This window comes from Stenotrophomonas rhizophila, from assembly GCF_001704155.1.
Taxonomy (GTDB): domain Bacteria; phylum Pseudomonadota; class Gammaproteobacteria; order Xanthomonadales; family Xanthomonadaceae; genus Stenotrophomonas; species Stenotrophomonas rhizophila_A.
Genome location: NZ_CP016294.1, coordinates 1,492,329 through 1,519,030, shown reverse-complemented (window position 1 = coordinate 1,519,030; position 26,702 = coordinate 1,492,329). Strand labels below are relative to the sequence as shown.

At 68.1% G+C, this 26,702-nt stretch carries 18 protein-coding genes; 9 read left to right on the top strand and 9 right to left on the bottom strand.

Going from position 1 to position 26,702, the window contains the following annotated elements:
* Nucleotides 1–47: 47 nt before the first annotated feature.
* Genes BAY15_RS06850 through BAY15_RS06840 form a run of 3 tightly spaced genes read left to right on the top strand, consistent with a single transcriptional unit; the run spans nucleotide 48 to nucleotide 3,462 of the window.
* Complete coding sequence (locus BAY15_RS06850; RefSeq protein WP_068850351.1) at nucleotides 48–614, top strand: TetR/AcrR family transcriptional regulator; 567 nt, start codon at nucleotides 48–50, stop codon at nucleotides 612–614.
* On the top strand, nucleotides 611–2,266 hold the full coding sequence (locus BAY15_RS06845; RefSeq protein WP_068854590.1) for an MFS transporter: 1,656 nt from the start codon (nucleotides 611–613) through the stop codon (nucleotides 2,264–2,266). The genes BAY15_RS06850 and BAY15_RS06845 overlap by 4 nt, the downstream gene beginning before the upstream one ends.
* 8 nt (nucleotides 2,267–2,274) lie before the next feature.
* On the top strand, nucleotides 2,275–3,462 hold the full coding sequence (locus tag BAY15_RS06840) for an HlyD family secretion protein (protein WP_068850348.1): 1,188 nt from the start codon (nucleotides 2,275–2,277) through the stop codon (nucleotides 3,460–3,462).
* A 207-nt stretch (nucleotides 3,463–3,669) separates the two neighbouring features.
* Here the strand turns inward: BAY15_RS06840 and BAY15_RS06835 are convergent, their stop codons facing one another.
* From BAY15_RS06835 to creB, 6 genes are all read right to left on the bottom strand, one after another.
* Entirely contained in the window at nucleotides 3,670–4,155 is a 486-nt protein-coding gene (locus tag BAY15_RS06835) for a Fur family transcriptional regulator (protein ID WP_068850345.1), read from the bottom strand.
* Nucleotides 4,156–4,169: 14 nt separating this feature from the next.
* On the bottom strand, nucleotides 4,170–5,573 hold the full coding sequence (gltX, locus tag BAY15_RS06830; protein WP_068850342.1) for a glutamate--tRNA ligase: 1,404 nt from the start codon (nucleotides 5,571–5,573) through the stop codon (nucleotides 4,170–4,172).
* A 68-nt stretch (nucleotides 5,574–5,641) separates the two neighbouring features.
* Entirely contained in the window at nucleotides 5,642–11,065 is a 5,424-nt protein-coding gene (locus BAY15_RS06825) for a dermonecrotic toxin domain-containing protein (RefSeq protein WP_068850338.1), read from the bottom strand.
* Between the two features lie 287 nt (nucleotides 11,066–11,352).
* Nucleotides 11,353–12,672 (bottom strand): cell envelope integrity protein CreD, encoded by a 1,320-nt coding sequence (gene creD / locus BAY15_RS06820; protein ID WP_068850336.1) that lies wholly within the window; start codon nucleotides 12,670–12,672, stop codon nucleotides 11,353–11,355.
* Nucleotides 12,673–12,733: 61 nt separating this feature from the next.
* The gene (gene creC / locus BAY15_RS06815; protein ID WP_068850334.1) at nucleotides 12,734–14,170 is read right to left on the bottom strand and encodes a two-component system sensor histidine kinase CreC; all 1,437 of its coding nucleotides are present in this window, start codon (nucleotides 14,168–14,170) and stop codon (nucleotides 12,734–12,736) included.
* A gap of 1 nt (nucleotide 14,171) precedes the next feature.
* Complete coding sequence (gene creB, locus BAY15_RS06810; protein WP_068850332.1) at nucleotides 14,172–14,867, bottom strand: two-component system response regulator CreB; 696 nt, start codon at nucleotides 14,865–14,867, stop codon at nucleotides 14,172–14,174.
* Nucleotides 14,868–14,912: 45 nt separating this feature from the next.
* On the opposite strand from creB, the gene BAY15_RS06805 reads away from it, so the two are divergent.
* The 3 genes from BAY15_RS06805 (at nucleotide 14,913) to mfd (ending at nucleotide 19,922) form a co-directional block, all read left to right on the top strand.
* Nucleotides 14,913–15,770 (top strand): 23S rRNA (adenine(2030)-N(6))-methyltransferase RlmJ, encoded by an 858-nt coding sequence (locus BAY15_RS06805; RefSeq protein WP_068850330.1) that lies wholly within the window; start codon nucleotides 14,913–14,915, stop codon nucleotides 15,768–15,770.
* 94 nt (nucleotides 15,771–15,864) lie between these two features.
* The gene (locus BAY15_RS06800) at nucleotides 15,865–16,416 is read left to right on the top strand and encodes a GNAT family N-acetyltransferase (protein ID WP_068850327.1); all 552 of its coding nucleotides are present in this window, start codon (nucleotides 15,865–15,867) and stop codon (nucleotides 16,414–16,416) included.
* Between the two features lie 38 nt (nucleotides 16,417–16,454).
* Nucleotides 16,455–19,922, top strand: coding sequence for a transcription-repair coupling factor (gene mfd / locus BAY15_RS06795; RefSeq protein WP_068850325.1), 3,468 nt, complete (start codon nucleotides 16,455–16,457; stop codon nucleotides 19,920–19,922).
* A gap of 170 nt (nucleotides 19,923–20,092) precedes the next feature.
* On the opposite strand, the gene BAY15_RS06790 is transcribed toward mfd, so the two are convergent.
* The 3 genes from BAY15_RS06790 to BAY15_RS06780 all read right to left on the bottom strand — a co-directional run bounded on the left by BAY15_RS06790 (nucleotide 20,093) and on the right by BAY15_RS06780 (nucleotide 24,217).
* Nucleotides 20,093–22,189, bottom strand: a complete 2,097-nt coding sequence (locus BAY15_RS06790; protein WP_068850323.1) for a M13 family metallopeptidase — start codon at nucleotides 22,187–22,189, stop codon at nucleotides 20,093–20,095.
* Nucleotides 22,190–22,384: 195 nt separating this feature from the next.
* Nucleotides 22,385–23,134: a 2,3-diphosphoglycerate-dependent phosphoglycerate mutase gene (gene gpmA / locus BAY15_RS06785; protein ID WP_068850321.1), complete on the bottom strand. Its 750-nt coding sequence runs from the start codon at nucleotides 23,132–23,134 to the stop codon at nucleotides 22,385–22,387.
* Between the two features lie 57 nt (nucleotides 23,135–23,191).
* A complete protein-coding gene (locus BAY15_RS06780; protein ID WP_068850319.1) occupies nucleotides 23,192–24,217 on the bottom strand; it encodes a cation diffusion facilitator family transporter in 1,026 nt (341 codons plus the stop codon).
* A 221-nt stretch (nucleotides 24,218–24,438) separates the two neighbouring features.
* Between BAY15_RS06780 and BAY15_RS06775 the strand changes: the two genes are divergently transcribed.
* Genes BAY15_RS06775 through BAY15_RS06765 form a run of 3 tightly spaced genes read left to right on the top strand, consistent with a single transcriptional unit; the run spans nucleotide 24,439 to nucleotide 26,677 of the window.
* Complete coding sequence (locus tag BAY15_RS06775) at nucleotides 24,439–24,789, top strand: DUF3649 domain-containing protein (RefSeq protein ID WP_208856126.1); 351 nt, start codon at nucleotides 24,439–24,441, stop codon at nucleotides 24,787–24,789.
* Nucleotides 24,786–26,363, top strand: a complete 1,578-nt coding sequence (locus BAY15_RS06770; RefSeq protein ID WP_068850315.1) for a PepSY-associated TM helix domain-containing protein — start codon at nucleotides 24,786–24,788, stop codon at nucleotides 26,361–26,363. Before BAY15_RS06775 ends, BAY15_RS06770 begins: the two co-directional genes overlap by 4 nt.
* Nucleotides 26,360–26,677, top strand: a complete 318-nt coding sequence (locus tag BAY15_RS06765) for a DUF3325 domain-containing protein (protein WP_068850313.1) — start codon at nucleotides 26,360–26,362, stop codon at nucleotides 26,675–26,677. Before BAY15_RS06770 ends, BAY15_RS06765 begins: the two co-directional genes overlap by 4 nt.
* Nucleotides 26,678–26,702 lie beyond the last annotated feature (25 nt).

The following is a 26,702-nucleotide window of genomic DNA, read 5'->3' as shown; positions in this document are numbered from 1 at the left end:
TCGCCTGCCCGGCTTCCATTGCGGACATTCCTGTCCGAAAATAGCCCATGCAAAGTCAACGTGCCGATGCGGCTGCCCGCCGCGCCCTGATCCTCGATGCCGCCGACAGCGTGTTCGGCCAGCATGGCGTGACCGCACCGCTGGACCTGGTGGTCGAAAAGGCCCAGGTCGGCCGCGCCACCCTGTACCGCAACTTCCCCGACCGCACCGCGTTGATCGAAGCGCTGCTGGACCGCACCGTGGCCCGCATCGCGCGCCAGGTGGAAACCCTGGGCGATCGCGACGATGCCTTGTTCGAGGTGCTGCAGGGCATGGCCTCGCGCATCGTGCAGTCGCCCGCGCTGGCCGACTACTGGCGCGCGGTGGATCCCGACGAACCCACGATCAAGGCGGCGCGGCAGACCGTGCACGCCCTGCTCAAGGCGCCCATCCAGCGCGCGATCGATGCCGGCCTGTGCCGCCCCGACCTGCAGGCGGCCGACATTTCGCTGATTTCCAGCATGCTGGGTGCCGCACTGCGCGGCAAGACCCGCGAGGAGCGCGCGCGGCTGGCCGGGCGCGCTCTGCAACTGCTGCGCGGAGGGCTGGGCGGACAGGTCGACGGGAGTCGCTGATGCCCGAGTACCTCAAGCCCATTCCCGATTGGGAGGAACACGAAAAGCCGACCCTGCCCGGTTCGGCGTCGATGCCGTGGCATCCGCCGCACCGCCGTATGGCCTATGCGCTGGTCGCGCTGCTGGTGGGCATCACCGGCGGGCTGGGCAACGCGCTGGTTACCGCCAACCTGCCGTTCCTGCAGGGCCAGCTCGGGCTGACCCCGACGCAGGGAAGCTGGCTGGTGGCCGCCTATGCGATGGTCAACGTCACTGCCAACCTGCTGGCCTTCAAGTTCCGCCAGCAGTACGGCATCCGCCTGTTTGCCGAGATCGGCCTGGGCCTGTATGCCGCGCTGGCAGTACTGCACCTGTTCGTGGGCAGTTTTGAAACCACCTTGATGATGCGCGCCGCCAGCGGTTTTGCTGGCGCAGCGTGCAGCACGCTGGGCACGCTGTACATGCTGCAGTCGCTGCCGCGACGCTATACCGGCAACCTGCTGGTGATCGGCGTGGGCATTTCGCAGATGGCGTTGCCGATCGCCTGGCTGGTGTCGCCTGGCCTGGTGGATACCGGCCAGTGGCACAACCTGTACCTGTTCGAAGCCGGCCTGGCGCTGTGCGCCTTCGCCGCGGTGGTGATGCTGAAGCTGCCGCCCGGTGCACAGATCAAGGTGTTCGAGCCGATGGATTTCCTCAGCTTCGCGCTGTTCGCACCAGCGGTGGCGCTGCTGGTCGTGGTGTTGGCCCAGGGCTACCTGCGCTGGTGGTTCGACACGCCGTGGCTGGGCTGGGCACTGGTCGCCTCGGTCGCGCTGGGCACCACCGGCGTGGTGGTAGAACACTACCGGCGCAACCCGCTGCTGCAGACCCGCTGGCTGGCCAGCCCGGCAACCCTGCACTTCATCTTCGGCGCGTTCCTGATCCGCTTCCTCACCACCGAGCAGTCCTATGGGGTGATCGGCCTGATGCGCCAGCTGGGCATGGGCCCGGACCAGATGCGGCCACTGTTCGCGGTGATCCTGGCCGGGGTGATTACCGGCATTGCCACCAGCTCGCTGACCTTCGGGCCCAAACGCATCGTCGCGCAACTGCTGATGGCGATCCTGCTGCTGGGCACCGCCGCGCTGCTGGACCAGAGCCGCACCAGCCAGGACCGCCCGCACGATTTCTTCCTCAGCCAGTTCCTGGCCTCGATGGGCGCGGGCATGTTCATGGGCCCCTTGATCATGATGGGCATCACCCAGGCGCTGAAACAGGGCACCGACCACATGATCACGTTCCTGGTCACGCTGTCGATCACCCAGACCCTGGGCGGGCTGGCCGGTTCGGCGGTGCTGGGCACGTTCCAGCTGCATCGTGAGCAGGTCTATTCCAGCGCCTTTGTCAGCCAGCTCGACCCGAGCGATGGCGTGGTCGCCCAGCGCCTGAAACTGCAGCAGCAGATCTATGCGCCGCTGCTCACCGATCCGGTGCAGCGCAGTGCCCAAGGCACCGCGCAGCTGGCACAGGTCACCCGGCGTGAGGCCAACGTGCGCGGCTTCAACGACGTGTTCTCGTTGAGCGGCCGGGTTGCCTTGATCTTCCTGGGCTGGCTGCTGTTGTTGTCGTTGCGCACCGCCGTGCTCAAGCAGTGGCGAAAACGCCATCCCCACCCCGTTTCCCTGCAATAGGTCCTTCCATGTCCACGACGCCTCCGCGCGATGACAATCCTGATGAGGTCAACCCGCCGGTGCCCACCGATGCCGCACCGGTAACCGCACCGGCAGCGCCTGCCGCCGCCGCAGCGCCAAGCAGCGCACCGAAGTACCTCAAGCCCAGCCGGGGCAGCGTAGCGGTGATGATCGTGGTGGCGTTGATCGGCATCGCGCTGATCCTGCGCGCCTGGTCATTATGGCCATTCAACAGCAGCTGGGTAAGCACCGACAACGCCTATGTGCGCGGCCAGATCACCGTGCTGGCGCCCCAGGTCAACGGCTATGTCACCGACGTGCTGGTGAAGGACTTCCAGCACGTCAGGCAGGGTGAACCGCTGCTGCGCATCGATGACCGCATCTACAAGGAAAAGGTGGCGCAGGCGCAGGCGAACCTGGACAGCGCGGTGGCCGCCTTGGCCAACTCCGACCAGGCGCAGGCACAGAACCGCGCGCAGATCAGCGCGGCCCAGGCGGCACTGTCGGCCGGCCAATCGGAACTGGCCCGCTCGCGCACCGAACTCAAGCGCTATGAAGAACTGGCCGACCAGCAGCTGGTGGCGCTGAACGACCGCGACAAGTTCCGCACCAGCGCGCAGGCCGCGCAATCCTCGGTGCAGCAGTCGCAGGCGCAGATCCGCATTGCCGAAGAAACACTGACCTCCACCCAGGTCGCGCGCAAAGGCCTGGAAGCCGGCGTGGAAACGGCCAAGGCGCAGCTGGAACTGGCACGCATCGACCTGGCCAACACGGTCATCCACGCCCCGCGCGACGGGCAGGTGAGTGAAGCGTCGGTGCGCCTGGGCCAGTACGTCACCGCCGGTTCGCAGCTGCTGTTCCTGGTGCCGGACACGCTGTGGGTGGTGGCCAATTTCAAGGAAGGCCAGACCTGGAAGATGCGCATCGGCCAGCCGGCGACCTTCGCGGTGGATGCCTTCGATGGGGAACGGTTGAGCGGCCACATCGAGCAGATCGCGCCGGCCACGGGTTCGGAATTCAGCGTGTTGCGCCCGGACAACGCCAGCGGCAACTTCACCAAGGTCGTGCAGCGTCTGCCGGTGCGGATCGCGATCGATCCGGACCAGGCGCTTGCCCCACGCCTGCGTCCGGGCATGTCAGTGGTCGTACGCGTCGATACTGCCGCGACCCCGAAGCAACAGCAGCAGGACCGGTAGGGTCGGTTCCCGAACGACCGCCGATAAAGGTGCAAGATCCGGTAACGCATGACCTGCAACAAAGGCGCAGCTTCGGCCCGGGTCATGCGTCCAAGTACCGATAGACCGGATCGGCGGTCGTTTGGGAACCGACCCTACCGTCAGTCCAGCGCTTGTTTCACTATCAGGGCGACCGCGCCGTATTGTCGATCAGCCCCGGCGGGTGCGTCATCCCGCGCAGCGGGCGCAGAGGCCGTGCACTTCCAGGGTCTGCGCCTGCGGCTGGAAGCCCAGCTCCTTGGCGCGCTTTTCCAGCTGGCTGACGATGTCGCGGTCTTCCAGCTCCACCGCGCTGTGGCAGCTGTTGCAGATCAGGAACGGCACCGAGTGCTGCGCGCTGCTGGGGTGGTGGCAGGCCACGAACGCATTCACCGATTCCAGCTTGTGCACGAAACCATTCGCCATCAGGAAATCCAGCGCGCGGTACACGGTGGGCGGGGCATCGGCGCCCACGCCCTTGCCGCTGCGCACCCACTCCAGCAGCTCATACGCCTTGACCGGCTTGCCGGCCTCGGCAATCAACCGCAGCACGTTGGCGCGGATCGGCGTCAGCCGCAGTCCGCGCTCCGTGCACACGCGCTCCACCACCTTCACGAAGTCCGAAGCGTCGTGAACGTGATGGTGTGGGGCGGTACAAGCGGTCTTGGCGGACATGCGGTCTCCTGTGGTCAGGCCGTCGGTACTTTAGTGAGTGCGACGTCGATGCGTTTCAAGGCCTCTTCACGCCCGGCCAGGAACACGGTCTGGGAAATGTCCGGGCTCACCTGGGTGCCAGTGATGGCCACGCGCAGCGGCTGGGCGACCTTGCCCATGCCGATCTCCAGCGCGGTGGCCACCTCGTGCAGGGCCACCGACACGCTTTCAGCGGTCCACTCGCTGGCAGCAGCCAGCAGCTCCCGGGCCTTGCCCAGCGCCAGTTCCGCGCCCGGCTTGAAGTGCTTGGCCACCGCCGCCTCGTCGTATTCGACCAGCGGCTGGTACCAGACCACCGCCTTCTCGGCCATTTCCTTCAGGGTCTGTACGCGGTCGCGCAGCGCCACCACCACGTCGGCCGGGGCCGGGCCGGCGCCCAGGTCCAGGCCCAGCTTGTTCAGCTGGTAGACCAGGTGCGGGGCGATGTCGGCCGGGTTTTCGGTCTTCAGGAAGTGCTGGTTCACCCAGCCCAGCTTGGCCATGTCCAGGCGCGAGGCCTTGGAATTGCAGTTGGTCACGTCGAACAGATCGATCAGCTCCTGGCGGCTGAACAGCTCCTGGTCGCCATGCGACCAGCCCAGCCGGGCCAGGTAGCTCAGCAGCGCGTCGGGCAGGTAGCCGGCGTCCTTGTACTGCATCACGTCGGCCGCGCCGGTACGCTTGGACAGCTTGGCGCCCTGCTCGTCCAGGATCATCGGCATGTGGCCGAACTTCGGCACCGGCGCGCCGATGCCTTCGTACAGGTTGATCTGGCGCGGGGTGTTGTTGATGTGGTCGTCGCCGCGGATGACCTCGGAGATGCGCATGTCCCAGTCGTCCACCACCACCGCGAAGTTGTAGGTGGGGAAGCCGTCCGGACGGAAGATCACCATGTCATCCAGCTCGCTGTTGGCGATCTCGATGCGGCCCTTGATCAGGTCGTCGAACACGACCGTGCCTTCCAGCGGGTTCTTGAAGCGGATCACCCGGTTCGGATCGTCGCGGTACGGCAGGTTCAACTCACGCGCAGCGCCGTTGTAGCGGGGCTTTTCCTGCTTGGCCATGGCGGCCTCACGCATTGCATCGAGCTCCTCGCGGGTCTCGTAGGCGTAATAGGCCTTGCCGTCGGCGATCAGCTGCTCGGCCACTTCCTTGTAGCGGGCCACGCGCTGGGTCTGGTAGATCGGGCCTTCGTCGTAGTTCAGGCCCAGCCACTCCATCGCCTCCAGGATCGCGTCGATGGCGCCCTGGGTGCTGCGTTCGCGGTCGGTATCCTCGATGCGCAGCACGAATTCCCCGCCACGGTGGCGCGCCTCCAGCCAGCAGTACAGCGCCGTGCGGGCGCCGCCGATGTGCAGGTAGCCGGTGGGACTGGGGGCGAAACGGGTGCGGCAGGTCATGGGGGGCTCGGGAGAACGGGGATCGCGGCAATTTTACCCGCCTCGGCCGGCGTTGGGGGCCGGGGCGTTCACGTTCCCCCACTCGCCGGCCGGACATGCTCGTACAACGCGGTCCAGCCGCGCGCGGCGGCCTGTTCCTGCATCCGTTCCGGGTGGATCTGGCGCAGGTGGAACTGCATCCGCTGGCTGCCCGGGGTCGGGATCGCCCCGTACATTTCAGCCAGCGTCTCGGCGCTGGCGTCGCCCAGGGTCCGCGACGACAGCCGGCTGAAATAGCGCGACCCGAACAGATTGTTCACCCACTGGTTGAAGCGCGAGAGTTTCTTGAACACCATCAGCCCGAAGTTGGGATCGTAGAGCAGGTATTCGCGCCGCCCGTTGTCCAGCACGTTCACGCCGCAGGCCATGCTGTGCTGCGTGCCGCTGAAGACGAAATGGCTGCTGCGCGCGGTGTTGGCAAGGAAATTCGCCAGTGCATCGACGTGGATCAACGATGCCGCCGACATCGAACCGGGCTGCAGGGCCGCGCCCTGCGCGTCGCGGATCAGCGCCCGCAGCGCGACCGCATGCCGGCTTTCGGGCTCGCGGATCGCCTGGCGCAGGTGCTCCAGCACATGGATTTCTTCGCCCTGCCCCATCGCCGTGGCCATGATCCGCGACAGCCCGGTGCACATGCCCGCCGCGGATAATCCGGTGCCTTCGCCGAGCAGGCCCTGGGAGGCCTGGATGAACTGGCCGCCGGCGATGTAGACCGAGTCGTGCACCACCTCGTTGACCACGGTGTAGCGCTCGGCACGCAGCGTATTGTCCAGCCGCTCGATGATCACCGACAGTGCGCCCTGCTGCACCGGGTCGAGATGGCCCGACACGAACAGCTCCTTCATCTGCTCCAGCGAGGCGCTGTCGCGCGCCTGTTCCGGTGTCATCACCCGCTCCCAGTGATTCACGCCCCATTGGAAATCCTGCGAGCTGCTGTCCACCGAATGGGAGTGGGTGCGTTCGACCAGGGAATTCAGGGAACCGCGATAGCTGCGTTCCACCGACTGCCTGCGCTTGCTGGATCGGCTGATCGGCGCGCCGCCGCGCAGGCCGACGTCGCTGTGGGGTTCCCACGCCCCGTCGGCATTCAGCCGTACCGGCTGGTGGTAGAAGCTGCCCGGCTGCGGATTCTGCAGCCGCCAGGTGCCATGCGCACGGTCGAAGGCCACCTCGTATGCGTGCCCGCCCTGGCTGATGTATCGCCGGCCAAGGTAGTCGTGGACGCCATTGTCGGCGGCGCGCGATCCGGACAGCGCCACCGGCCGGGCGTAGCGCTCGGCCAGCTGCGCCAGTGGATCATCGACCTGCTCCCACGCCGGCGTCTGTATCGCCGGTTGCAGTCGCGAACCATCGCGCGCGGCCACCGCCGCCAGCCGCGCGGTACCCAGTGGAGCCGACAACGCCAAGCCGAGGGCACCGCCTGCTGCCGTGCCGAGGCCAGCACGGCGTTGCTCAGGCGTATCGCCGTCGATCGTCTGCTCCACGCCCACCCCCAGCTGCAGCGCCGACAGCACCGCCACCACGGGCAGCGTTTCCGGCAGCACCAACGCGACCAGCCCCATTGCCTGCTCACAGCGCTCCAGCCGCGGCATCCAGCGGCGCCGGAACGCTTCCCACTCCGAGGTCATCAGCGTCTGCGCATCGCGGCGCGCGCGTTGCCGCAGCCGCGCGAGCAGTGCCTGCGACACCTCGCCGCTGATCGACACCACCGCGCCCCCGTGTCCGAAGATCGCCTGGGTGCCGGCACCGAGCGCGGTATGCACGCCGTTGGACATCCAGCCGTCCTGCAGGTCGGCCAGGTCGAATGCGGTCTCCAGCCATTGGCGCCCGGTGTCGGTGGCTGCGGCGCGCTCGATCCAGCCCATCATGTCGGCCTCGCTGGCAAACTCGTGGAAGCGGTTGCGGTCGTTGGGGAAGTACAGCAGTACCTCCGGCCCCACCTCGTCGCCAACGTGCAGCACGGTCGAGGCAATGCCATGGACCTGCAGCCAGCCGGTGCGCACACCGGCACGCGCAACCGGTCGGTAGGCGGGATCCTGCGACTCGGCCGCCGTCATCGTGCCGAACACACCGAGGGCCAGCTGCATGCCGCGCGCGGACAACGATCCGTCTGCATGCTGTTGCGCGCAGCCGTACAGGTAGCCGCCGCGCAGCGTGGTCAACACGGCCGGCGCGTGCGCCTCCCAGAACCGGTCCAGCGCGCGCAGGTAGTCGCCCTGAACATCCAGTTCGCGCGCCATCGAGAGCAGCTGCGATGCGTCCAGTCCCACGACCTCGCTGTTCTCGTCGAACACCGCGCTGTCGCTGCTGGTGTACAGGCCCAGCAGGCGCGCGGGCGTATCCTCGAAACCGGCCGCGCGGGTCATGGCACAGTCGGCGAAGCTGGCCGCCGCCTGCTTCTGCGCCCGGTTGTGGACCCACCCGCTTCGCGTCTGGTCGCTTGGATACCCGTCCTTGAAGGACACGATGTAACAACAGCTGCTGTCGAACGCGGTGCGGTAACGGCGCATGATTTCGTCATCCAGGCGCTGTTGGACGAACGGTACCAGCAGGGGATAGGCGTGCTCGACCAGGCTGCGGCCGGCACTCAGCGCGTGCAGCCAGCGCGCGGCGTCCATGTCGGCATTGCGCAGGGCACCCGGTGTGCCGGCCGGAAAGCGCGCCGTCCAGTGCGCCGCGCTGCGCGCGTTCAGACCGTCCATGTCCAGCGCGGCCAGCTCGCCTGCCGCGGCCAACACCGGCACGGGAACCGGCAGGTACGGCAGGGCCAGCGCCGAATCGAGCGCATTGAAGGCCTCGCGGATGCGCGCAGGCGATGACAGGCCTGCGGCGCGCAGCTGCGCATGCCGCAGCTCCAGCGCCTGCATGAACAGGGCCCAGCGGAAGTCGCCGTCGATCCCGTAGGCCTTCACCACAGGCAGCGCGCCCTGCTGCCAGCGCGCGTGCTCGTTGACGGCCACCCGCACCGGCAACTGGTGGCGCACCTCGTCGGCAAGCTGCTGCAGCGCGGCGTCGCTGCTGTTGAACGCCTCGATCAACGGAATCCGGGTGGTGCTGATCACCAGCGTGATCGGCGCCTGCGGCGAGGCCGCGGCTTGCGCGGTGACCAGCAGCACACCGTGCAGCGGTACCGCATGGCCACGGTCGTTGGCCGCCAGCGCATGCACGTCGATCTGCCAGCCCGGCAGGGCCAGCGCGCGGCCGTTGGCGGCTTCGGCAAGATCGAAACGCGTCGGGAAGTCGGTCAATACCTTGACCGCTGCGGCCGCGTCGTCGCCGAGCTGGCCCGCCGCATTCAACAGCACCGCCGTGCCGGCCAGGCGCCGGCCGATGCCCGAGACGAACCCTTCCGAACCCGGCGTCGGGCGGGCATGCCAGGCCTGTTCCAGGCACGCGTCGTACCGGCGGCGGAAGGCGCCCAGGTAATCGCGCCCCTGCACCCTTTTGAACTCCTCCAGGGTCAGCTCGCGGCACTCCTGCACCGGGAAGTAGGTTCCCGGTACGCAGCGGTAGTAGAGCCCGGCATGGCCCGTGTCGGCGTCGACCGGCAGCAGTGCCGCCCCCACCAGGGTGTGGGTGCTGACCAGCCCGCTGCGTACCCGCCGGTCGGGCGGGAGCAGCCGATGCTGGTTGCGGAACAGCGCGCCGGGCGGGCGCAGCTGGTCGGCTTCCCAGGCGCGCCACTGCTGGCTTTGCTGGAAGGTATTGAGGTAGATCGTGGTCGGGTCGATCCGCTGGCCCGTCACGTTGAGCAGGTCGGCGGCGACCAGGCGCGCGAGATCGGCGTCGAGGTTCGGCAGCGCGGCGGCGGACAGGGTCAGCGCCCGCTCGGAGGCCACCACGTGGCGCCACGCCGCGGTCAGGCGCTGGTGCTGCTCGCTGGCGTTGCGCCCCATCGACTGCACCCAGGTCAGCATCCGCGAGCGCGTCACCGCCAGATCCACCCCGGCCGGTGGCGCGAGCGCGGCTGCGCCCGGCGGCGGCGCCTGCTGCGCCACATCGACCAGCAGGCGGGTGGCCGCGTCGAGCCGGGTGCGCTCGGTGGCATCCAGCCCTTCGCCGCCGTTGCGTGGCACCGGGAGGGGGCGAAGCGCACGGCGTACACGCGCCCTGCCCTCCGCGGGCGGAGGTCCGCCCAACGCATCAATGACCTCGCGTGCGATCCCGTTGGACGCCAGCAGGGTGGCCACGGTGTCGCGCAGCGACGTCGCATCGCCTCCTGCGCTCTGGTGCACGCGTTGCCACAGCACGTCCCAGATCGATCCGTCGCCGTCGCGGTCGATCACAGTGTCCAGAAGCCGCACTACGTGCTGCGTCCGCTCGTCCACCCGCGCCGCGTCCGATTCCGGACCAGGCTTCCGTTCCGGTTGCACGTCCGCCGTGGGCGCAGTGGCCTGCGTGTCGGCGGATGCCCAGCGCCAGCCCAGCGTCGCCACGCCCAGCCCGCCGCCGACCAGGCTTGCGGCCAGCGCCAGCATGCTGCGGCCGCCCTGCCGCGCTGCGCCCGACGCCACCGCGGGCGGCGCGCTGGCAATGGCTGGAATGGGCGCAGCGCTCCCTGTTGGCAACGCAGCGTCCGCCGTACCCCAACGCAGCGCCTTGATCCCGGGCGCGAGACCGGCAACGAACAGCACCGCATCGCCCAGTGCGCTTCGCAGGCTGTGGCGCGTCGTGGCGGCCAGGGCTGCACGCTCGGCGACCGACAGCAGCCACTGGCCCAGCCGGTCCCCGCGGCCGCCCTGGGTAGCCAGCAAGGCGTCTGGGGCGCCGCCGGCCAGCCGGTCCAGCGCCGCCAGTATCCGGGCGCGCTGGGCATCGCCGATCAACGGCACGCCCGCGTCATCGACGCGGTCGAACAGCGCCGGCAGCGCGCTGCGTGCATCGATGCAGGCGCCATTGAGCGCGGCGGCCGCAGCGGCCTGTGCCACCGCACGGTCGACCTGCGCCGGGGTCAGTGTCGGCATCCAGTCGCACAGCTGCTGGCGCACCGCGTCACGCTGACGGGATGGCGACATGCCGCACAAACGCTGCGCAACCTCGCGGGCGTCTGCCATGCCGAGGGCGCGCTCGGCATCAAGTGCTGCGTTCCAGTCACGTCGCGACTGGTCCAGCGGGCGGTACAGGGCATCGCGCATCGCCTGCAGTAGCGTATTGCGGCGAGCGACCACGTCGGTAAGCAGTGCCCGCAACGGTGCGCACTGCACTTCCCAGTCCACCCGTGGCAGGGTCAGCAATGCCATCAGGCTGCTGCGCCAGGCGGCCCGCTGCGCCGGCGGAAGCGCCATAGGCAGCAGCCGGTCCAGCGCATCGTCCACCAGCCCCTGCGCCATCGGCCCGGCCAGCGCCGTGCGGTGGAAGTGCGGCTGCAGGGTCAGGAAAAAATGGGCATCCAGCGGCCCCTGTCGCAAGGCAGCGGCGAGCGCGTCCAGCTCGCCGCGCGGTATGCCGTCCAACCACAGCCTGCGCGTCGGTGCGCACGCCGGTGTGTTGCGGATCGACACCGGTGCGACAGCAGGCCGGTGGCGCGACGATGGCGGGGACGACGGACGGGCCGGTGAGCCGCCAGCACGGCCCACCGGGGACAACGTAAGGTTCGCCATGGACGTGTGGTGAGGTGACGAGGGGCTGGAACCTAGCGCGATCCACTGCGGTTACCAGCCCGCCCTTGTCCCAGCAGCGTCCGGTGGTCCCACACGAAGCCGGAAGCGTCGTGTGGGATGGCGAATAACGTCAGCGCCGCCTACTTGAGGCCCGCCCCCAGTTCGTACCAGTCGATCCGGCGGGTGATCCACATCGCCGTGGCCAGCACCGCGAACAGCAGCAGCGAGCCCATCAGCAACGCATTGTTCTCCGACACCAGCAACCCGTACAGCGCGCCGTACAGCACCGTGAGCATCCCGGCAAAGCCCATGCCCCGCACCCAGCTGCGCAGCACGCCCGACAGGTACACCGCCTGCAATCCAATACACGCCACCGCCGACACCACATACGCCAGCCAGAACGGAATGTGCTCGGACAGGCTCAGCAGCAGCAGGAAGAAGATCGCCAGCGCCAGGCCCACCATCAGGTACTGCAGCGGGTGGATGCGCAGGCGCTTGATCAGCTCGAACAGGATGAAGCCCACGAAGGTCAGCACGATGAAGAGGATGCCGTACTTGCTGGCGCGGTCGGCCTGGGTATAGATGTCGACCGGGTTGACCAGCTCCACGCTTACCGTTTCCGGTTCCACATCGCGGTTGTCGCGCAGCTGGCGCTGGGCCTCCGATGCCAGCGAGGATACCGCCCACTCGGCGTCGAAGCCCTTCTCGCCCACCTTGCGCTCATTGGGCAGGAAGCTGCCACCGAACAGCGGGTGCGGCCACGGCGACCGGATCGCGATGCGGCTGTCATCCCCGACCGGCACCACCGCCAGCGAACGGGTGCCATCGAGCACCAGCGACAGGTCCACCCTGCTGGACTTGAGCATGCCGCCGGTGTTGTCGGCGAAGCCCTGCAGCGGTACGTGCAGGCCCTTGCCGATGCCGGTGACATCACCGATGCCCGGCTGCAGCGTGAGCGCTTCGCCATCCACCTTCAGATCGGGCGAGCCGACCAGGCCGCGCACGTCGGCAATGCCCACCGCCAGGTACGGCGTGCCGTACACGCGCCCCGCCTTCACCGGGTAGTCGTCATCACTGAACTCGGCGCTGACCTTGGCTTTCCAGGTGTAGACCGGCACGCGGAACAGGCCAACCCGGCGTTCGTCGGGCAGCATGCCGCCATCGACGACCAGCTTGGACGGCATCTGCAGCCAGTAGCTCTGCTCCACCTGGGTTTCGATCTTCTTGGTACCGGCCGCGTCGACCACTTCGACCTGGCGGGTATCGGTCCACGGCACCACCCGGATCGGCCCGGTCAGGGTCTGCGCGCCGGCCCGGCTCTGCGCCACGCGCAGGTAGGCCTGGTCGCGGTACGCCTCGCGTTCGCTGATCACGCCTTTGATCATCATCAGCGGGATCAGCAGCAACAGGATCAGCCCGCCCACGATGGCGAACCGCAACAACATCTTCAGGGATTTCATCACCCGTCCTCGGTTGGGAAGGGTGCCAGCTTCAGCGCTGCCGGTGTGCGGGGTTTGTGGTCTATTTGAAGCGAATGTGAAGTGACGCGATGGCGCCGCCGCCGTCGCGGTTGCGCAGGCTCGCGCGGCCGCCGTGAAGGCGCGCCACTTCCTGTACGAACGACAGGCCCAGGCCGGAACTGCGCTGGCCGGTGGCCGGCCGCGCCAGCGAGTAGAAACGCTCGAACACCCGTTCCAGCGCGTATTCTGGTACCCCGCTGCCACGGTCGGCCACCCGCAGCACCACGCCATCGCCTTCGCGCGAAGCGCCCAGCTGGATCCGGCTGCCCGGGCTGGAAAACGCCAGGGCGTTCTCCAGCAGGTTGTTCAGGGCCTGCCGCAGCAGGTACGCATCGCCCTGGATCTCGAGATCGTCGGCCATCTCGATGTCCACCGCGACGTCGGCCGCCTGCGCCCGCATCGCCACGGCATCGCCAGCGGCCTGCAGCAGCGGCGCCAGCGCGATGCGTTCGCGCTTCTGCAGCCAGCCGTGCTGTTCCACTTCGGCCAGCGCCAGCAGCTTGTCGATGGTTTCGGTCAAGCGCTGTTCCTGGCCCTGGATGCTGCGTGCGAAATGCACCCGGTCAGCATCGGGCAGCGGCTCCTGCAGCAGTTCGGCCGCGCCGCGGATCGCTGCCAGCGGGCTCTTCATCTCATGGGTCAGCGACTGCACGTACTGCTCCACGTACGCCTTGCCTTCCAGCTTGCGGCGCATGGTTTCCAGCGCTTGGCCCAGATCACCGATCTCGTCGCGGCGCGGCCTTGGCGGCGGCACCGGTTCGCCGGCGCTGACCGCCCTGGCATAGCGGTTGAGACGGTTCACGCCGTGCATCAGCCAGGCCGTCATCAACAGCCCGATCAGTGCCGACAGTCCGATCAGCCACGCGCCGCGCTGCAGAATGGCGCGCTGGCTGGCGGCGATGAACGGGTCGATGCTGCGGTTGGGCTGGGCCAGGCTGAGCACGCCGATCAGCTTGCCCGGGTCGGCCGGATCATGGATCGGCGCGGCCACGTGCATTACCGAATGCACTTCATCACCTGGTTTCTCCGGGCTGGAGCGCGCGCCGTATTCGCCGCGCAGGGTGCGGTAGACATCGTTCCAGCGCGAATTGTCGCGGCCGATGTCCTGCCCGGTGGAGTCGTACACCACGATGCCGCGCGCATCGGTGATGGTTACGCGGTAATCGAGGCTGCGCTTGGGAAAGCGCCACACCATCGCCTTGGGGTCGCGGCGCTGCGCGCGCGCCAGGCTGGCCACGAACGGGCCGTTGCGGATATGCCCGGCCTTGAGGTCGGCCGCGGCCATTTCCGCCAGCACGTTGGCCGCATCGACCAGCGTCGACTCCATCGCCTGGCGCACCCCGGGCTTCACTTCATTGACGAACACGCGCATCACGAAGAATGCGGCGATGCCCACGATCAGGAAGAAGCCCAGGAACAGTTTCAGCCCCAGCCGCACGCTACACCTCCAGCGCGTAACCCACGCCGCGATGGGTGCGGATCGGGTCGGGCTCGGCCCCGGCGGTGCGCAGCTTGGCGCGCAGGGTCTTTACGTGGGTGTCCACGGTGCGGTCGGCGCTGTCGGCATCGGTATCCCAGCCGCGGTCCATCAGCTGGGCGCGGCTGAGGATCGCGCCGGGGCGCTGCAGCAGTGCGGCCATCAGCGCGTATTCGTAGCGGGTCAGGTCCAGCAGCTGCTCGCCGAAGCGGATGCGGCGGCCTTCGCGGTCGATCGCGAAGCGGCCATGCTGCTGCCAGCCGGCCGCCTCCGCAGGGGCCGGTGCCACCGCGCGGCGCAACCGCGCCCGCACCCGCGCCACCAGCTCGCGCGGCGAGAACGGCTTGGCCACGTAGTCGTCCGCGCCCAGCTCCAGACCCAGCACCCGGTCGAATTCGTCATTGCGGGCGGTCAGGAAGATCACCGGCACGTCGCTGAAGGTGCGCAGCGTGCGGCACACCTCGAAGCCGCTCATGTCCGGCAGGCCCACGTCCAGCACCACCACGTCCACCGGCTCCTGCCGCAGCAGCTGCAGCGCCTGCCCGCCGAGCAGGCAGTGGCGGGCCCCGTAGCCCTCGCTGCGCAGCGCGTAGAGCACGGTATCGGCGATGGCGGCTTCGTCTTCGACGACCAGGACGTTGTGCAGGGGGCGGTTCATGCGCGCAGCATAGCCGCTGGGGCCGCCGCCCCGTACACTGCGCCGATGAATTACCGCCACGCCTTCCATGCCGGCAACCACGCCGATGTGCTCAAGCACATCGTCCAGCTTGCCCTGCTCGACACCTTCAAGCGCAAGGACAGCCCGTTCTTCGTGCTGGACACCCACGGCGGCGCTGGCCGCTACCTGCTGGCCAGCGAGGAAAGCCGCAAGACCCTGGAGGCCGAGGAAGGGGTGATGCGGCTGATGGCCCAGCCCAAGCTGCCGGCCGTGGTCGAGCGTTACCTCAAGGCGGTGCAGGCCGACAACCCGGTCGGAGCGATGATCAGCTACCCCGGCTCGCCCCTGCTGAGCGCGCAGACCCTGCGCGAGCAGGACCGCATGGCCGTCTGCGAGCTGCAGGATGCCGAAGCGGCCTCGCTCAAGGCGCTGTTCGCGCATGACAGCCGGGTGGCGGTGCTGCACGCCGACGGCTACGCACAGAACAAGGCGCTGCTGCCGCCCAAGGCCAACGGCGTGAAGATCGGCCGTGGCCTGGTCCTGATCGACCCGCCCTACGAGGGCCAGGATGCCGAGTACCAGCGCATCCTTGCCTCGGTGAGCGAGATCCTGGCGCGGTGGCCGCAGGCCAGCTTCGCCATCTGGTTCCCGATCAAGCAGCGCCGCACCATCCTGCACTTCCTGCGCAAGGCCTGCGCCCTGCCGGTGAAGTCGGTGCTTACAGTAGAACTACTGGTTCGGCCCGATGACTCTCCCCTTCGGCTCAACGGCAGTGGCATGCTGTTGCTCAACCCGCCCTGGCAGTTCGACCAGGTGCTGGCCCCGGCCATGCCTGCGCTGAAGCAGTATCTGGGCGAAGCCGGCGCCAGTACCCGCCTGCAGTGGCTCAAGCAGGCCGAGTAACGCCACGACCGCCCGCTGAACGGCGTGAGTGTTTCGTTCACGGAACGCGCCCCCGGGGATGCGAGAATCCGAAGACCACCAAGGAATCACCGGTATGGCTACCCGTAACCGCATGCCGCCCTGGCACGAAGTTTTCAAAGCGCCCAGCGGCCATGAGCTGCTGATCCGCCCGATTCGTCCCGAAGACGACGAACCCCTGAAGGGAGCGTTCAGTCTGTTCGGGCCCGCAGAAGTCCGCGACCGGCTGACGCAGTCGGTCGATGAGCTTTCTTCGGAGGCGGCGTATCGACTCACCCATCCCAACGTCAAGAACGAGATCGTTCTGGTCGCCGCCGAAAACGAGCAGGCAGGCGTGGCGGTGGTCGGTGCGCTGGCACGCGCGTCGATCATCCCGGGCACGAAGGATGCCGAATACTCGATCCTCATCAGCCGGTTTCTCATCGGCCAGGGCCTCGGCCGGCAGTTGATGCGCAAGCTGGTCAAGTGGGGCAAGGGCAAATACCTGGATCACCTGTACGGCGACGTGCTGGAAGCAAACGAACCGATGAAGCAGCTGGCCGCCTCGCTGGGCTTCAAGGCCGTGCCGCATCCGCAGGGCACGCCCGGCCTGGTGCGCATGGTGCTGGAACTCGATCCGGGCCAATAAGAGGTCATCACGTGGCGGTCTGCTAAAATCGACCGCTCATGTCACGCACCTCAACTCCCACACCGCCGCTGCCCCGTTCCGGGCAGCTCCGCGCCTGGTGGCGCGCTCCCGCCTCGCCCACGGCGCTGGCGTGGTACATCGCACGCGCTGCGGAAACCCATGACGGGCCGTTGCTGGTCATCGCGCGCGACAATCACGGCGCCAACCAGATCGAGTCCGACCTGCGCACCCTGCTGGGCGCCGCGTCGGACCTGCCGGTGGTGGCCTTCCCGGATTGGGAAACGCTGCCCTACGATGCCTTCAGCCCCCATCCGGACATCATTTCGCAGCGCCTGGCCGCACTGCACCAGTTGCCGACGCTGCGCCGTGGCATCGTGGTGGTGCCGGTGCAGACCCTGCTGCAGCAGCTGGCCCCGCTCAAGTACATCATCGGCGGCAGTTTCGACCTGAAGGTCGGCCAGCGCCTGGATCTGGATGCGGAAAAGCGCCGGCTTGAAGCGGCCGCCTACCGTAACGTGCCGCAGGTGATGGACCCGGGCGATTTCGCCGTGCGCGGTGGCCTGCTCGACGTGTTCCCGATGGGCGCGGAAGCGCCGTTGCGGATCGAGCTGTTGGATGAGGACATCGATTCGATCCGCGCCTTCGACCCGGAAAGCCAGCGATCGCTGGACAAGGTCGACGCGGTGCGCATGCTCCCCGGCCGCGAAGTGCCGTTGGACGAACTGAGCGTGTCGCGGGTGCTGGCCACCCTGCGCGAGCGCTTCGACGTGGATACCCGGCGCAGTGCGCTGTACCAGGATCTCAAGTCCGGGCTGGCACCGGCTGGCGTGGAGTACTACCTGCCGCTGTTCTTCGACGCGACCGCTACGCTGTTCGATTACCTGCAGCCGAACGCGCTGCCGGTCATCGCGCCGGGCGTGGGCGAGGCGGCGGCTTCGTTCTGGGCGCAGACCCAGAACCGCTATGAGCAGCGCCGGCACGATGTGGAGCGCCCGTTGCTGGCGCCCACCGAGCTGTACCTCAGCCCGGAAGGCCTGAGCGCGCGTTTGAACACCCTGCCGCGCATCGAAGTGTGGAGCGCCGACCACCCGCGCATCGACGAAGCCACGCCGCTGGGCGACCAGCCGCTGCCGCCGCTGCCGGTGGCCGCGCGCGATGCGCCGGCCGGTGAAGCACTGAAGTCGTTCCTGGGCCACTACCCGGGTCGGGTGCTGATCGCCGCCGATTCGCCGGGCCGCCGCGAAGCGTTGCTGGAAGTGCTGCTGTCGGCCGAACTGAAGCCGCCGGTGGTGGCCGACCTGCCGACCTTCCTGGCCGATCCGGGCCAGCGCTTCGCCATCACGGTGGCGCCGCTGGAAGACGGCTTCGCGCTCGATGCACCGCCGCTGGCGGTACTGACCGAGCGCCAGCTGTTTCCCGAGCGCGCCGGCACCACCCGGCGCAGCCGACGGGTCGGGCGCGAGCCGGAAGCGATCATCCGCGACCTGGGCGAGCTCACCGAAGGCGCGCCGATCGTCCATGAAGACCACGGCGTCGGCCGCTACCGCGGGCTGATCGTGCTCGACGCCGGCGGCATGCCGGGCGAGTTCCTGGAGATCGAATACGCCAAGGGCGACCGGCTGTATGTGCCGGTGGCCCAGCTGCACCTGATCAGCCGCTACTCCGGTGCCTCGCCGGAGACCGCGCCGCTGCACTCGCTCGGTGGCGAACAGTGGAGCAAGGCCAAGCGCCGCGCGGCCGAGAAGGTCCGTGACGTGGCCGCCGAACTGCTGGAGATCCAGGCCCGCCGCCGTGCGCGCGCCGGCCTGGCGCTGCACGTGGACCGCGCGATGTACGAGCCGTTCGCGGCCGGCTTCCCGTTCGAGGAAACCGCCGACCAGCTCGCCGCGATCGACGCCACCCTGCGCGACCTCGCCAGCAGCCAGCCGATGGACCGCGTGGTCTGCGGCGACGTCGGCTTTGGCAAGACCGAAGTGGCCGTGCGCGCCGCGTTCGCCGCCGCCAGCGCCGGCAAGCAGGTCGCCGTGCTGGTGCCGACCACGCTGCTGGCCGAACAGCACTACCGCAACTTCCGCGACCGCTTCGCCGATTGGCCGCTCCGGGTGGAAGTGCTGTCGCGCTTCAAGAGCACCAAGGAGATCAAGGCCGAGCTGGAAAAGGTGGCGGCCGGCACCATCGACGTCATCATCGGCACCCACCGCCTGCTGCAGCCGGACGTGAAGTTCAAGGACCTGGGCCTGGTGGTGGTGGACGAAGAACAGCGCTTCGGCGTACGCCAGAAGGAAGCACTGAAGGCGATGCGGGCCAACGTACACCTGCTGACCCTGACCGCCACGCCGATTCCGCGCACGCTCAACATGGCCATGGCCGGCTTGCGCGACCTGTCGATCATCGCCACCCCGCCGCCGAACCGGCTGGCAGTGCAGACCTTCATCACCGCCTGGGACAACGCGCTGCTGCGCGAAGCGTTCCAGCGCGAACTGGCCCGTGGCGGCCAGCTGTATTTCCTGCACAACGACGTGGAAAGCATCGGCCGCATGCAGCGCGACCTGGCCGAGCTGGTACCCGAGGCACGCATCGGCATCGCCCACGGGCAGATGCCCGAACGCGAACTCGAGCGGGTGATGCTGGATTTCCAGAAGCAACGCTACAACGTGCTGCTGTCGACCACGATCATCGAATCGGGCATCGACATCCCCAACGCCAACACCATCATCATCAACCGCGCCGACCGGTTCGGCCTGGCCCAGCTGCACCAGCTGCGTGGCCGCGTCGGCCGTTCGCACCACCGCGCCTACGCCTATCTGGTGGTGCCGGACAAGCGCTCGATGACGCCCGATGCCGAAAAGCGCCTGGAAGCCATCGCCTCCATGGACGAACTTGGCGCCGGCTTTACCCTGGCCACGCACGATCTTGAGATCCGCGGCGCCGGCGAACTGCTGGGCGAAGACCAGAGCGGGCAGATGGCCGAGGTGGGCTTCAGCCTGTACACCGAACTGCTTGAGCGCGCGGTGCGCAGCATCCGGCTGGGCAAGCTGCCCGACCTGGATTCGGGCGAGGAAGTGCGCGGTGCCGAGGTTGAGCTGCACGTACCGGCGCTGATCCCGGACGACTACCTGCCCGACGTGCACACCCGCCTGACCCTGTACAAGCGCATCAGCAGCGCGCGTGACAGTGGCGAGCTGCGCGAACTGCAGGTAGAGATGATCGACCGCTTCGGGCTTCTGCCGGACGCGGCCAAGCACCTGTTCGCGGTGGCCGAGCTGAAGCTGCAGTGCAACGCACTGGGCATCCGCAAGTTGGAACTGGGTGAGAACGGCGGCCGTATCGTGTTCGAGGCCAAGCCGTCCATCGACCCGATGGCGGTCATCCAGATGATCCAGAAGCAGCCGAAGCTGTACACCATGGATGGCCCGGACAAGCTGCGCATCAAGGTGCCGCTGCCGTTGCCCGAAGACCGCTTCAACGCGGCCAAGGCGTTGTTGACCACGCTGACGCCGGGCTGACCGCCGCGCTGACCACGCTGACGCCGGGCTGACCTCCCCCGCGAAGGTAGAGCCGACTGTTAGTCGGCTACGCGGACCGGACCCGAGCGCGGACAGCAGCGGACTAACAGTCCGCTCTACCTCGGACGTCGCTTGTACAAAAAGGGCCCGGCATTGCCGGGCCCCCTCGATTACCAGATCACCACGCGCTTGTCGTCGGCACGCACCATCGCATCGCCCGGCTTGCACTCGAACGCCTGCGCGAACGCCGGCATGTTCGACGGCGCGCCATTGGCACGGAAGTTCGCCGGCGCATGCGGGTCGGTGTTCAGGCGCACGCGCAGTTCGCCGTCGGTGAAGTTGCGGCGCCACACGGTGGCCCAGTTCATGAAGAAGCGCTGGTCCTGGCTGTGCCCATCCACGGCGACGTTGGCCTTGGGGTTCTCCTTCAGCGCCATCTGCAGCGCGTCGTAGGCCACGGTCAGGCCGCCCAGGTCGCCGATGTTCTCGCCCAGCGTCAGCTTGCCCTTCACGTTCACGCCCGGCAGCGATTCATAGCCATCGAACTGCGCCACCAGCTGGTCGGTACGGCCGGTGAAGGCCTTGCGGTCGCTGTCGGTCCACCAGTTGTCGAAGTTGCCGTTGGCAGCGAACTGGCTGCCCGAATCATCGTAGCCGTGCATCATTTCGTGGCCGATCACCGCACCGATGCCGCCGTAGTTCAGCGCCGGATCGGCCTTGGCGTCGAAGAACGGCGCCTGCAGGATCGCGGCCGGGAACACGATCTCGTTCTTGGTCGCGTTGTAATAGGCATTGACGGTCTGCGGGGTCATGCCCCACTCGGTCTTGTCGACCGGCTTGCCGATCTTGTTGAGCATGTAGCGGTAGTTGAACGCGCGCGCGGCCTGCATGTTGCCCAGGTAGCTGTCGGCGTTGGTCTCAAAGCCCGACCAGTCGCGCCACTTGTCCGGGTAACCGATCTTCGGGGTAAAGCTGGCCCACTTCTCCAGCGCCTTCTTGCGGGTGTCTTCGCCCATCCACTCCAGCTTCTCCAGGCGCGCCTTCAGTGCCACCGAGAGGTTTTCCACCAGGTGCTGCATCTGTTCCTTGGACTCGGCCGGGAACACCGCGTCCACGTACAGCTGGCCAAGGCCTTCGCCGATGGAGGTGTTGACCGACTCCAGCACGCGCTTCCAGCGCGGCTGCATTTCCTTCTGGCCACGCAGGGTGGTGCCGTAGAAATCGAAGTTGGCCTTTTCGAACGCGCTGCTCAGGTAAGGCGCGGCGTCATCGACGGTGTGAAAGCGCAGATAGGTCTGCCAGGTCGAGGCCGGCACTTCGGTGAGCATCTTGTCCACTTCGCCGAAGAAGCCCGGCTGGGCCAGCGAGAACTTCTGTGCGGCCGGCACCTTCAGGGTGTCGAACAACGCGGTCCAGCTGAAGTTCGGGGTCAGCTTGTCCGCTTCAGCGGCGCTGACCGGGTTGTAGCGCTTGGCCGGGTCACGCAGTTCGATACGCGACAGCGAGGCCTTGGCCAAGCGGGTTTCGAACTCCATCACCGCCTGCGCCTGGGTCTTGGCCTGCGCGGCGTCCACCCCGGACAGGGTCAGTGCCTGCGCGATGTAGGCCACATAGGCCTCGCGGATCCTGGCCTGCGATTCATCGAAGTAGTAGCCCTTCTCCGGCAGGCCCAGGCCGCCCTGGCCGACATAGGCGATGACGTTGGCCGAGTCCTTGTAATCGGCGTTGGCCGACAGCGAGAACAGCACGCCCTGGCCCTGCGCCTGGCTGTCGCGCAGGTACTGGGTGATGGCGGCGGTGTCGTTCAGCGCGGCGATCTTGTCCAGCTGCGGCTGCAGCGGGGCGATGCCGGCCGCTTCGATCTTTGCTTCATCCGAGCCGGTCTTCCAGATATCACCGATCTTGGCTTCCACCGAGCCGGCCTTGGCCTGGCTGGCGGCCGCCTGCTGCACCAGCGCGTGCTGCACTTCCAGCGAGCGCTCGCGCAGGATCTCGAAGCTGCCCCAGGTGGTCTGGTCGTTCGGTACCGGGTTGGCCTTGAGCCAGCTGCTGTTGACGAACCCGTTGAGGTCGGTACACGCGGCGATGGCCGGGTCCAGGTCGGCGCTGTTGAGCGAGATCAGCGGCGTCTTGATCTGCGACAGATCGAACGCCGGCTTGGCATCGGCCACGGCGGCAGCTGGCGCGGTATCAGTCTTGCCACAGGCCGCCAGCGACGCGGCGATGGCAACGGTCAGGCCCAGCGGGACCAGCTTGGAAAACTTCATTCGACTCTCCGGCTACAGGGAAGCATCACCCGCAATGCGGGCAATCAGGCAGCGTAGCGCGGGTGAGCGGGTTCGGGACCGGCCAAAGGTCACAGGCTGCATCGACCAACGGTCGATACCTGCCTGCCCCACCGGTAGGTGCGGACCGTTGGTCCGCACGCACGGAGCACTTGGCAATCCACCAACGGTGGCTATTTACCGTGCCTTGCCCTGGTTCGCCACGGCCTCAGAGGCCTTGCGGGCTGCTTCCGGGTCGCCCAGGTAGCGGAACGACTGCACGGTCAGGTCTTCGTTGAGCTCGAACAGCAACGGAATGCCGGTCGGGATGTTGAGCTCCAGGATGGCTTCCTGCGAGACGTTGTTGAGGTACTTGTACAGCGCGCGCAGCGAATTGCCGTGCGCGGTGACCAGCACCGTCTTGCCGTCCTTCAGCTGCGGCGCGATCGCGTCGAACCAGTACGGCAGCACGCGGTCCAGCGTGGTCGCCAGCGACTCCGTTCCCGGCAGCGCATTGCGGTCCAGCGTCGAATAGCGACGGTCGTGGATCGGGTGGCCCGGATCCTCGCGGTCCATCGCCGGCGGCGGGATGTCGTACGAACGGCGCCAGATCTTGACCTGGTCCTCGCCGTGCTTGGCCGCCGTCTCGGCCTTGTCCAGGCCCTGCAGCCCACCGTAGTGTCGCTCGTTGAGGCGCCAGCTCTTGGTCACCGGCAGCCAGTCCTGGTCCAGCTCGGCCAGTGCGCCCTGCAGCGTGTGGATCGCGCGCTTCAGCACCGACGTGTGCGCCACATCGAACTGCAGCCCCTCTTCGCGCATCAGGCGGCCGGCGGCGGCGGCCTCGCGGCGGCCCTGCTCGGTCAGTTCCACGTCCACCCAACCGGTGAAGCGGTTGTCCAGGTTCCACTGGCTCTGGCCGTGGCGCAACAGTACGAGTTTCCGGGTCACTGCGGTTTCTCCGAGGGGATGGCGAGGCAGACCCCCATTGTAGCGGCAGCCGCCGGTTCAGGGATGTGGATGGCCGTGATGGCCCTGCGCGTCCGGGCTGCTGCGGCGTGGCTCATGCGTCCGCCCATGCGCGTGTCCCGCATGGTCATGGTCATGGTCATGATCGCCGTGCCCCGCCTTCACCGCCGGCGTGCCGTCGCCGCAATCATCCCCGCAATGGTCCGCCTCGATCTGCAGCGTCACATGATCGATGCCGAACTCCTCGTGGAGCGCCGTGCCCAGCCGGCGGCGCAGCCCGTCCGCATCCACGCCTTCGGCGACCACCACATGCGCGGTCAACGCCGGCGTGCTCGAGGCCAGCGCCCACACATGCAGATCGTGGACATCCTGCACGCCCGCGTGCGCGCACAACCGCGCGCGCACCGCCTCCACCTGGATGCCCTTGGGCACGCCTTCCAACAACACGTTGATCGCCTCGCGCATCAGCACCCACGTGCGCGGCAGCACCCACAGCCCGATCAGCACCGCCAGGATCGGATCGATCGGCCTCCACCCGGTCCAGTGGATCAGCAGCGCGCCGATGATCACCGCCACCGAACCCAGCATGTCCGCCCACACTTCCAGGTAGGCGCCCTTCACGTTGAGGCTCTCACCGCTGCCCGCGCGCAGCAGACGCATCGAAATCAGATTGATCACCAGCCCGAAGGCCGCGATCACCAGCATGCCGGTCGACGCGATTTCCTGCGGCTGGCGGAACCGCGCCACCGCCTCCCACAGGATGTAGCCGGCCACCACGAACAGCATGCCGCCGTTGATCATCGCGCCCAGCGCTTCCAGCCGCGCATACCCGTAGGTGCGCCGTGCATCCGGTGGGCGCCGGCTCAGCCGCACCGCCACCAGCGCGATCATCAGTGCCAGCGTGTCGGTGGCCATGTGCGCCGCATCGGACAACAGCGCCAGGCTGTTGGTCCAGAACGCGCCCACCACCTCGACGATGAGGAAGGTGGTGGTCAGCCCCAGCGCCCACCACAACGGCTTCTCGTGGCGGATCTCGCTCGGCAGGTGATCGTGGTCGTGACCCATGGCAACAGCTCCTGTGCAATGGGCAAAGCCTACTGCGGCAGCCGCCGGGGAGACTATTACGGTGTTTATAACATTGCAGGACGCGCGGCCTGGGCATGGGATGGGCCGGGAAACCGCTGCAGCACAAGGCTCGGCACGGCGCATCCCTCGATCGAGGGATTCGACAGGGTCGCCGACGTCAAATACTATTGATTCTCAATTGCTTTGCAGCCCCCGCCGCCGTGTCCCGTTCGCTACCGCCCTCCCCCTCCCCGACCGTACCGGCCGGTGCTACCCCGCGCCGCGCATCGCCGCGCAAGGCTGGCAACGGCGTGCTCTGGGCGCGCGGCGGGCTGGCCCTGCTCGGCGGCTACGCGGTTGCGGCTACCTGGGCTGCCGCGCTGGCGCGCCTGCTGCCCGGCAGCCTGGCGGATGCCGCACTGGCCGCGACCATGGCCTCGTTCGTGATCTACACCCTCGCCGCGATCTGGGCCTATGCGGCGCGCAGCGTCGCACGTGCAGCGGTGGGGCTGGCACTGGCAGCCGCCGTCGGCGCGGCACTGTCCACCCTGCTGGCCGGGAGCGCGGCATGAGCCAGGGCTTCCGTCAGTCGCAGGCAGTGCTGCACACCTGGTCCGGTCTGGTGGTCGGCTGGGTGCTGTACCTGATCTTCATCGCCGGCACCGCCAGCTACTGGCGGGTGGAACTGACCCGCTGGATGCAGCCGGAACTGACCCTGCCGGCCACTACCGGGATCGCGCTGGAACAGGCGCAGGCCTTCCTGGCGCGCACCGCGCCGGACGCCACGCGCTGGTCCATCGAACTGCCCGGCAGCCGCAGCAACGCCACCGCAGTGCGCTGGCAGCCCAAGGATGCACCGGAACCCAAACGCGGCCAGCCCAACCCATGGCAGGCCACGCTGGATGCCAACGGCACCCCGGTGCAGGCGCGCGAAACGCGCGGCGGCGATTTCTTCTACCGCCTGCACTTCGACCTGCACTACGTGCCGGTGATCTGGGCGCGCTGGTTCGTCTGCTTCTGCACCATGTTCATGCTGGTGGCCATCGTCAGCGGCGTGATCACCCACAAGAAGATCTTCGCCGACTTCTTCACCCTGCGCCGCGGCAAGGGCCAGCGCAGCTGGCTGGACGGGCACAACGCACTGGCAGTGCTGTCGCTGCCGTTCCACCTGATGATCACCTACACCGGGTTGATCACGCTGATGACCGTGTACATGCCGTGGGCGGTGGATGCCAACTTCGGCGGGCGCGATGCGTTCTTCGCCGAGCTGTTCCCGCGCGAGGCCAAGGTCGAGCCGCTGGGCCAGGCCGCCACGCCACCGGCGCTGGCGGCCCTGTTGCCGGTAGCTGCGCGGCAGTGGGGCGATGGCCATGCCGCCTCCGTGGTGGTCGACCAGCCCGGCGATGCGGCGATGCGCATCACCCTGCGCCGCGACAGTGGCGACCGCATTGCCGACAGCGGCGAACCGCTGCGCTTCGATGCCCGCGGCACGCTGCTGGGTGAGGCCCCGCAACGCTCGGCCACCGTGTACACCCGCGACGGCATGATCGGCATGCACGCCGGCCGTTTCGCCCCGACCGCGATGCGCTGGCTGTTCTTCCTGTCCGGCGTGGCCGGCACGCTGATGGTGGCCACCGGGCTGGTGCTGTGGACGGTGAAGCGGCGCGAACAGCTGCCCGATCCCGCCCGCCCTCACCTGGGTTTCCGCATCGTGGAACGCCTGAACATCGGCTTCGTGGCCGGCCTGCCGGTGGCGATGCTCGCGTTCCTGTGGGGCAACCGGCTGCTGCCGGCCGCACTGGAGCAACGCTCCAAGGCTGAAATCAGCGTGTTCTTCGCCGCGTGGGCGGTGTGCCTGGTGCATGCCACGCTGCGCCTGCCGCGCCGCGCGTGGGTCGAACAGCTCGCCTGTGCAGGCGTGCTCGCCGTGCTGCTGCCGGTGTTCAACGTGGCGGCCTGGCACGGCGGCATGTTCACGGCCTTTGCCGCAGGCGACCTGGCCAAGGGCGGCATGGATGTCGGCCTGCTGCTGGTCGGTGTCGGCCTGTTGTGGGCCGCGCGCAAGGTCAACCGGCATGTGCCGGCGCAGCGTCGTGTGCGTGCGCCACGCGCCAGCGCGGCCACCGCGACCGGGCCCAGCGCATGACCGTGCTTGCCCTGCTGCTGTCGCTGTTCGGCTTTGCGTGCCTGTCGCTGGCCATGGAACGCCACCATCGGGATGTCTTCGGTCCCGCCCCTGCGCCGGCGCGCCGCCGCCGGCTGCGGCTGCTCGGCTGGGTCGCACTGAGCGCCGCCGTGGCCTGCAGCATCAGCGCCTGGGGCATCGCCTACGGCGTCATCGCCGGTTGCGGCATCCTCGCCGCCGGTGCCGCCCTGCCCCTGCTCTGGCTCAGCTACCGGACCGCGCCCACGGCGCGACCCTCGCCACGCCCCGCCGCATCGCGCGCGCCCGATTCCTGATCTTCGCTGCTACCGAGGTTTTCCC